Source organism: Pseudomonas sp. Root71 (genome assembly GCF_001429045.1).
Lineage (GTDB): Bacteria > Pseudomonadota > Gammaproteobacteria > Pseudomonadales > Pseudomonadaceae > Aquipseudomonas > Aquipseudomonas monachiensis.
Window position 1 is genome coordinate 303,037 of record NZ_LMHY01000030.1, and the last position, 6,461, is coordinate 309,497.

The following is a 6,461-nucleotide window of genomic DNA, read 5'->3' on the forward strand; positions in this document are numbered from 1 at the left end:
ACGGAAAAAGGCCGGTGGCAAGAGCCACCAGCCATCAGCCTGTCGCTTAACGCTCGGGCTGGAGGAGCAAAGTCGATGCTTACTTCAGCTCGACTTTAGCGCCTGCTTCTTCCAGAGCTGCTTTGGCTTTGTCAGCTGCGTCTTTGGCAACAGCTTCCAGAACCATGGCAGGTGCGCCGTCAACTACAGCCTTGGCTTCTTTCAAGCCCAGACCGGTCAGTTCACGTACAGCCTTGATCACGTTAACTTTCTTCTCGCCAGCTTCGGTCAGCATGACGTTGAATTCGGTTTGCTCTTCAGCAACGGCAGCAGCAACAGCTGGACCAGCCGATGCAGCAGCAGCGGTAACACCGAATTTTTCTTCGAAAGCTTTGATCAGCTCAACAACTTCCATTACGGACATGTTGCCAACTGCTTCAAGGATATCGTTCTGAGAGATAGACATGAATCTAATTCCTGATATTGGGGACGGCCTACGCGACCATCGAAAAAAACAAAAAACGCGAGAAGTTGACGAGCCTTAGGCTGCAGCAGCTTCTTTCTGGTCGCGAATTGCCGCCAGAGTACGAGCCAACTTGCTGGTAGCGCCTTGAATCACGCTCATCAGCTGAGAAATTGCTTCGTCACGGGTCGGCAGAGTTGCCAGTACGTCGATTTGGTTAGCTGCGAGGAACTTGCCCTCGAACGCAGCTGCCTTGATCTCGAACTTGTCCTGACCCTTTGCGAATTCCTTGAAGATCCGGGCAGCAGCGCCTGGATGTTCCTTGGAGAACGCAATCAGGGTAGGGCCAGTGAACACGTCGTTGAGGACACTGAATTCAGTGTCAGCAACAGCGCGCTTGAGCAGGGTGTTACGTACAACACGTACGTAAACGCCAGCTTCACGAGCCTCTTTACGGAGTCCGGTCATCGCGCCTACTGTTACGCCACGGGCATCAGCCACGACAGCGGACAGAGCGACTTTGGCAGCCTCGTTGACTTCAGCGACGATGGCCTTCTTGTCTTCGAGTTTAATTGCCACGGGTTTAACTCCTGCTTGTTACCGTTTCATCTGGTCGAAACCGGATGTCGTTTTGGTGTCTGATTCGGTAAGGAACCGGGAGCACCATCTGCGTAGGCTTGTGGTTTAAGACTTGCGTCGCCTACGGTCTTGGATAGCCCCCGCCAGGCAGGGACCCCAATTTTTCAATTGGCGCAATCGCTTGCGCCAATTTGTGTCTTACGCGTCGAGCGAGCTCTGGTCGATGACCAGACCTGGGCCCATAGTGGTGCTCAGGGTAACGCGCTTGACGTAAATGCCTTTCGAGGAAGCTGGCTTGATACGCTTCAGATCAGCGATCAGGGCTTCAACGTTTTCCTTCAGCTTGACGGCGTCGAAGCCGATCTTGCCAACGGAAGTGTGGATGATGCCGTTTTTGTCGGTGCGATAACGAACCTGACCAGCCTTGGCGTTCTTAACCGCGGTAGCTACGTCTGGAGTTACGGTGCCGACTTTAGGGTTAGGCATCAGGCCACGTGGACCGAGGATCTGACCCAACTGACCTACAACACGCATTGCATCCGGGGATGCGATCACTACGTCATAGTTCAGGTCGCCGCCTTTCATTTCGGCAGCCAGGTCGTCCATGCCTACGCGGTCAGCGCCAGCAGCCAGAGCGGCTTCAGCAGCTGGACCCTGGGTGAACACAGCAACGCGAACGGTCTTGCCAGTGCCGTGTGGCAGCACAGTAGCGCTACGAACGACCTGGTCGGATTTACGCGGGTCAACACCCAGGTTTACAGCTACGTCGAACGACTCGCTGAACTTGACAGTCGACAGCTCAGCCAGCAGGGCAGCGGCGTCTACAAAGTTGTAGGCCTTGCCTGCTTCGATTTTGCCGGCGATAGCCTTTTGACGCTTGGTCAGCTTAGCCATTACACACCCTCCACGTTAAGGCCCATGCTACGAGCAGAACCGGCGATAGTACGCACGGCTGCTTCCATATCAGCTGCAGTCAGATCCGCGTTTTTGGTTTTCGCGATTTCTTCCAGCTGAGCACGAGTCACGGTGCCAACCTTAACGGTGTTCGGACGAGCGGAACCGCTGGTCAGACCGGCCGCCTTCTTCAGCAGAACCGAAGCAGGGGTGGATTTGGTTTCGAAAGTGAAGCTACGGTCGCTATAGACAGTGATGATCACTGGAGTCGGCAGACCTGGCTCAAGACCCTGAGTACGGGCGTTGAAAGCCTTGCAGAATTCCATGATGTTCACGCCGTGCTGACCCAGAGCAGGACCAACAGGTGGGCTTGGGTTAGCCTGAGCGGCCTTCACTTGCAGCTTGATGTAAGCGGTAATCTTCTTGGCCATGAGGCACTCCAATTACGGGTTCGAACGCCTCGAGAGGCTCCCCGGTTACTTGCGCGTTTATCCCAGTGACGACAAAACCCCACAGCCTACGGCTGCGGGGTTGGGATTTTTGCTCAACTAGACCTTTTCGACCTGGCTGAACTCGAGCTCCACCGGAGTAGAGCGACCGAAAATGAGCACTGCGACCTGGATCCGGCTCTTTTCGTAGTTAACTTCTTCAACAACACCGGTAAAGTCTGCGAACGGACCGTCATTGACACGCACCGACTCGCCCGGCTCGAACAACGTCTTCGGCTTCGGCTTGTCGCTGCCATCGGCAACGCGACGCAGAATCGCTTCTGCTTCTTTATCGGTGATTGGCGCAGGCTTATCGGCAGTACCGCCAATGAAACCCATCACCCGAGGCGTATCCTTGACCAAGTGCCAAGTACCCTCGTTCATATCCATTTGCACCAGCACATAGCCAGGGAAGAATTTGCGTTCGCTTTTGCGCTTCTGGCCATTGCGCATTTCAACCACTTCTTCAGTGGGAACCAGAATCTCGCCGAAGCCATCTTCCATACCAGCCAGCTTTACGCGCTCGATCAGCGAGCGCATTACATGCTTCTCGTAACCGGAGTAAGCATGCACAACATACCAACGCTTAGCCACGGGACACCCTTAGCCGACGATCAAGGAAACAAGCCAGCCGAGCAGGGAATCAAGCCCCCACAACAGCAACGCCATAACCAGGACAACAGCCACAACGATCAACGTGGTCTGCGTGGTTTCTTGGCGAGTTGGCCAAACGACTTTACGAATTTCGGTGCGCGCTTCCTTAACCAGTACAAAGAAAGACTTGCCCTTGACTGTCTGCAGGCCTACAAAGGCAGCTACGGCAGCAATAGCAAGCAATGCGAGTACGCGGTACAGGATCGGCGAAGCAGAAAAGTACTGATTGCCAACAACGCCAACAACCACCAGAGCGACTACTACAAGCCACTTGAGGAGGTCGAAACGAGAGCCTTGAGCTTCAGCTTTAGGAGTCATCTATGAAGATCCTGTGAAAAGAAAGCCAGACACACCGAGTGAATCTGGCAGGTCAGGAGGGAATCGAACCCCCAACCTACGGTTTTGGAGACCGTCGCTCTGCCAATTGAGCTACTGACCTAAAACAAAATCAGGCCGACCATTATGCCGACCCGAAAAAGACTTTACAACACTTACGAGGCAATCCTGGCTGCAACACCGATATCCATGACACCGGCAACCCTCAGAAACACAATCAGGCGCAACCACTACCACCTAAAACAAAGGCAGATATTTTCATATCTGCCTTGTTATATGGAGCTCTTGAGCGGATTTGAACCGCTGACCTCACCCTTACCAAGGGTGTGCTCTACCAACTGAGCTACAAGAGCGTAACACTGTGCAAAACCCGTAAACTTGGAGCGGGTAGCGGGAATCGAACCCGCATCATCAGCTTGGAAGGCTGAGGTTCTACCACTAAACTATACCCGCGAGGCTTACAGCTCTCGCTAAAAATGGTGGAGGGGGAAGGATTCGAACCTTCGAAGTCGTAGACGTCAGATTTACAGTCTGATCCCTTTGGCCGCTCGGGAACCCCTCCTAAGCGAGCCGGCATTCTACATCATGCCAGCCTTCTGTCAAGCATTTTTCTCATTAAAAACCTGAGCTTAGCTGCGTTGACCTCGCTTCACACCGCTTACCGTTTCCGGTGTTCGCTGTGGAGCGGGCGCCATTCTATGCAAACTATTCGGTGGGTGCAACCCCCTCGCACGGCATTATTTTATGTTTTAACTCATTGAATTCTTTAGAAAGGTTTTGCAGCTGCAAATCGTCCAGCCAACGCCGGCTTTCCGGTGCGATACGCACCCAATACGCCGCTCCTTCAGCCGCAGCTTTCGGCAGGGACTGAAACTTGACCTCCATCCCGCTCAAACGACGCTCAACCGCCTGTGCGGCCTCCTGGCGCGCATAGCCGCCCAGATAAAGGCAGCCATTGTCTGCCGAGGCAGCTTTTCCCTTATCCTTGGATACGTCACTTGCTTCGCTCAACAAGCGAATATCTTGTTGAGATCCGCGATACAGACTCAAAGGCGTGACATCCTTCGCGCGCAAAGGAGCCTCTTGTTGATGCCAGATGTAGTAGAAGCCATTGAGGACAAGCAGCAGCAGAAACAACCAACGCATAAAAACCTCAGGACAAGGGACAGGCCATGGCCAATCCGACAAACACCAAGTCCGGAACAACCCTGGCCTGAGGCACGACCTCGGCAACCAGGCTCGCATCCCCCCCGGTGAGGAACACGACAAAGTCCTCACCCCAGTAACTGCGCGCCAACTCGAGCTGGGTCAGCACGAAGCCGCGCAACATCAACAGACAACCACGCTCTACAGCCTCGACAGTCGCGCGACCAGGAACAAGACTTTCCTGAGCCTGCTCGGCCGCCAGATCCCCATAACGAATTTTGCGGGTGTGGGTGCGCAACTGGTTGCGCATCAACGGCATCCCTGGACAGATGAAACCACCCAGGTGTCCTCCATCCGCCGCGATAAAGTCAGCGGTCACGGCCGTACCGAAATCGAGCACCAGACACGCACCCGAGGCCAGATGAAAGCCTCCGAGCATTGCGAGCCACCGATCCAGCCCCAACCGCTCAAACTCTTCATACCCATTACGCACGCCTGACATTTCGCGAGCAGGCGTTGCGCATACAACCGGCACATCAAAGGTATCGCCGAGCAATGACGTCAACGCAGCGGTTTCCTCCGCGGTCCTGACGCTCACCAACCGGCAAAACGTGAGGGCAAGCCCTTTGATCGCCCCCAAACCCTCCAGCAATCCAAGATTGGAATCGACGACCCCTTCACCGAGCACCTGCCCGGCATTAGCGGCAAGCACACGCCACTTGATGAAACTATTCCCACAATCGAGCTCAAGAATCATCACGCAACCTCAGGCTCAACTCACCACCACTGAAGACTTTCTCCACACCATCCACCTTCAGGCGCAAAGCGCCCTGGCCATCAATACCAAGTACTTCACCATCAATTTGATTGACGCCGGCAATCAAGGACACGCTTCGCCCCTGCCATAGGTGATTTTGCTCCCACTCCGACTGGATGGCCAAAAAACCACCCGCCTGGTGACGAGCCAGGTATCGCTGCAGCATCTCCCCCAGCACCGCAACCAATTGGTTGCGGTCAAAAAATTTGCCTGACTCGAGCCGCAGGGATGTCCATTGCTGGTCCACCTCATCAGCGGACTGCATGTTCACATTGATCCCCACCCCCAGGACCACGTGGCACACATCAGCAGGATCACCAACCAACTCGAGCAGTATTCCCGCGATCTTTTTCTGGCCTACAAGGACATCGTTAGGCCACTTCAATCCAGCGGATGCAATACCGAGCTCGCGCAACGCCTGCAAGACAGCGAGCCCAACGACAAGACTCAAGCCCTCCAGCTGGCGCATCCCACCATCAATGCGTAGCACCAGGCTGTAATAGACGTTTTCTGCGAATGGACTGACCCACTTGCGACCACGTCGCCCGCGTCCGGCTGTCTGCCGCTCCGAAAGCACCACAAAGGGTGCCGCTTGCCCACGCTCGATAGCACGCAGTGCTTCGGCATTAGTGGAGTCGATTGAGTCGTAAACCTGGACGGGCCAGGCGCAGGAGTGCGCCTGAGCGCTAATCTCGGCAGGATCGAGCAGCGCCAATGGCGCGGACAGTTGATAGCCGCGCCCACGAACCTTATGAATAGACAGACCCAGCTCAGCTTCCAAATGCTGAAGCTGCTTCCACACAGCACTACGACTGACGCCCAGGGCGGCACCCAATGCTTGGCCCGAATGGAATCGGCCATCTTTAAGAAGCTTTAACAACGTCAGCATGCAGGTCTCGACTCACAATGAGGCCCGCATGATAGCCACGCATCGAGCGATTGCATAGAAATCCAGCAGCCGTGGCTTTCTTGCGGACAAAAACAAAACCCCAACTGCTTTCGCAATTGGGGTTTCGGAATTTAATCTTGACGATGACCTACTCTCACATGGGGAAACCCCACACTACCATCGGCGATGCATCGTTTCACTGCTGAGTTCGGGATG

General features: G+C 54.8%; 9 protein-coding genes, 4 tRNA genes and 1 rRNA gene. All 14 read right to left on the reverse strand.

Translation table 11 applies throughout. The annotated features are described in order from the left end of the window. Window positions 1–79: 79 nt before the first annotated feature. Complete coding sequence (gene rplL, locus ASD95_RS28095; protein WP_007970414.1) at window positions 80–445, reverse strand: 50S ribosomal protein L7/L12; 366 nt, start codon at window positions 443–445, stop codon at window positions 80–82. 75 nt (window positions 446–520) lie between these two features. Further along, complete coding sequence (rplJ, locus tag ASD95_RS28100; protein ID WP_007970413.1) at window positions 521–1,021, reverse strand: 50S ribosomal protein L10; 501 nt, start codon at window positions 1,019–1,021, stop codon at window positions 521–523. 198 nt (window positions 1,022–1,219) lie between these two features. Beyond that, the gene (rplA, locus tag ASD95_RS28105; RefSeq protein WP_003186095.1) at window positions 1,220–1,915 is read right to left on the reverse strand and encodes a 50S ribosomal protein L1; all 696 of its coding nucleotides are present in this window, start codon (window positions 1,913–1,915) and stop codon (window positions 1,220–1,222) included. Continuing rightward, window positions 1,915–2,346, reverse strand: coding sequence for a 50S ribosomal protein L11 (gene rplK, locus ASD95_RS28110; RefSeq protein WP_007933726.1), 432 nt, complete (start codon window positions 2,344–2,346; stop codon window positions 1,915–1,917). Before rplK ends, rplA begins: the two co-directional genes overlap by 1 nt. A gap of 117 nt (window positions 2,347–2,463) precedes the next feature. Beyond that, entirely contained in the window at window positions 2,464–2,997 is a 534-nt protein-coding gene (gene nusG, locus ASD95_RS28115) for a transcription termination/antitermination protein NusG (RefSeq protein ID WP_007984405.1), read from the reverse strand. A gap of 9 nt (window positions 2,998–3,006) precedes the next feature. Beyond that, complete coding sequence (secE, locus tag ASD95_RS28120) at window positions 3,007–3,375, reverse strand: preprotein translocase subunit SecE (protein ID WP_007984402.1); 369 nt, start codon at window positions 3,373–3,375, stop codon at window positions 3,007–3,009. A 45-nt stretch (window positions 3,376–3,420) separates the two neighbouring features. After that, window positions 3,421–3,496: transfer RNA gene (locus ASD95_RS28125), tRNA-Trp, on the reverse strand. A gap of 174 nt (window positions 3,497–3,670) precedes the next feature. Beyond that, window positions 3,671–3,746 (reverse strand) — tRNA-Thr (locus ASD95_RS28130). 26 nt (window positions 3,747–3,772) lie between these two features. Then, a tRNA-Gly gene (locus tag ASD95_RS28135) sits at window positions 3,773–3,846 on the reverse strand. A gap of 24 nt (window positions 3,847–3,870) precedes the next feature. Beyond that, a tRNA-Tyr gene (locus ASD95_RS28140) sits at window positions 3,871–3,955 on the reverse strand. A gap of 143 nt (window positions 3,956–4,098) precedes the next feature. Continuing rightward, the gene (locus ASD95_RS28145) at window positions 4,099–4,539 is read right to left on the reverse strand and encodes a hypothetical protein (RefSeq protein ID WP_056728980.1); all 441 of its coding nucleotides are present in this window, start codon (window positions 4,537–4,539) and stop codon (window positions 4,099–4,101) included. Window positions 4,540–4,546: 7 nt separating this feature from the next. Further along, window positions 4,547–5,296, reverse strand: coding sequence for a pantothenate kinase (locus tag ASD95_RS28150; RefSeq protein ID WP_056728982.1), 750 nt, complete (start codon window positions 5,294–5,296; stop codon window positions 4,547–4,549). Beyond that, window positions 5,286–6,245, reverse strand: coding sequence for a bifunctional biotin--[acetyl-CoA-carboxylase] ligase/biotin operon repressor BirA (birA, locus tag ASD95_RS28155; protein WP_056728984.1), 960 nt, complete (start codon window positions 6,243–6,245; stop codon window positions 5,286–5,288). Before birA ends, ASD95_RS28150 begins: the two co-directional genes overlap by 11 nt. A 135-nt stretch (window positions 6,246–6,380) precedes the next feature. Next, window positions 6,381–6,461: ribosomal RNA gene (gene rrf / locus ASD95_RS30465) — 5S ribosomal RNA — on the reverse strand; the annotation flags it as partial.

Bases quoted from the DNA above. Each gene is read 5' to 3' on its own strand.
- rplL (WP_007970414.1), bottom strand. From the start codon at position 445: ATGTCTATCTCTCAGAACGATATCCTTGAAGCAGTTGGCAACATGTCC.
- ASD95_RS28145 (WP_056728980.1), bottom strand. From the start codon at position 4,539: ATGCGTTGGTTGTTTCTGCTGCTGCTTGTCCTCAATGGCTTCTACTAC.
- ASD95_RS28150 (WP_056728982.1), bottom strand. From the start codon at position 5,296: ATGATTCTTGAGCTCGATTGTGGGAATAGTTTCATCAAGTGGCGTGTG.
- rplK (WP_007933726.1), bottom strand. From the start codon at position 2,346: ATGGCCAAGAAGATTACCGCTTACATCAAGCTGCAAGTGAAGGCCGCT.
- birA (WP_056728984.1), bottom strand. From the start codon at position 6,245: ATGCTGACGTTGTTAAAGCTTCTTAAAGATGGCCGATTCCATTCGGGC.
- secE (WP_007984402.1), bottom strand. From the start codon at position 3,375: ATGACTCCTAAAGCTGAAGCTCAAGGCTCTCGTTTCGACCTCCTCAAG.
- rplA (WP_003186095.1), bottom strand. From the start codon at position 1,915: ATGGCTAAGCTGACCAAGCGTCAAAAGGCTATCGCCGGCAAAATCGAA.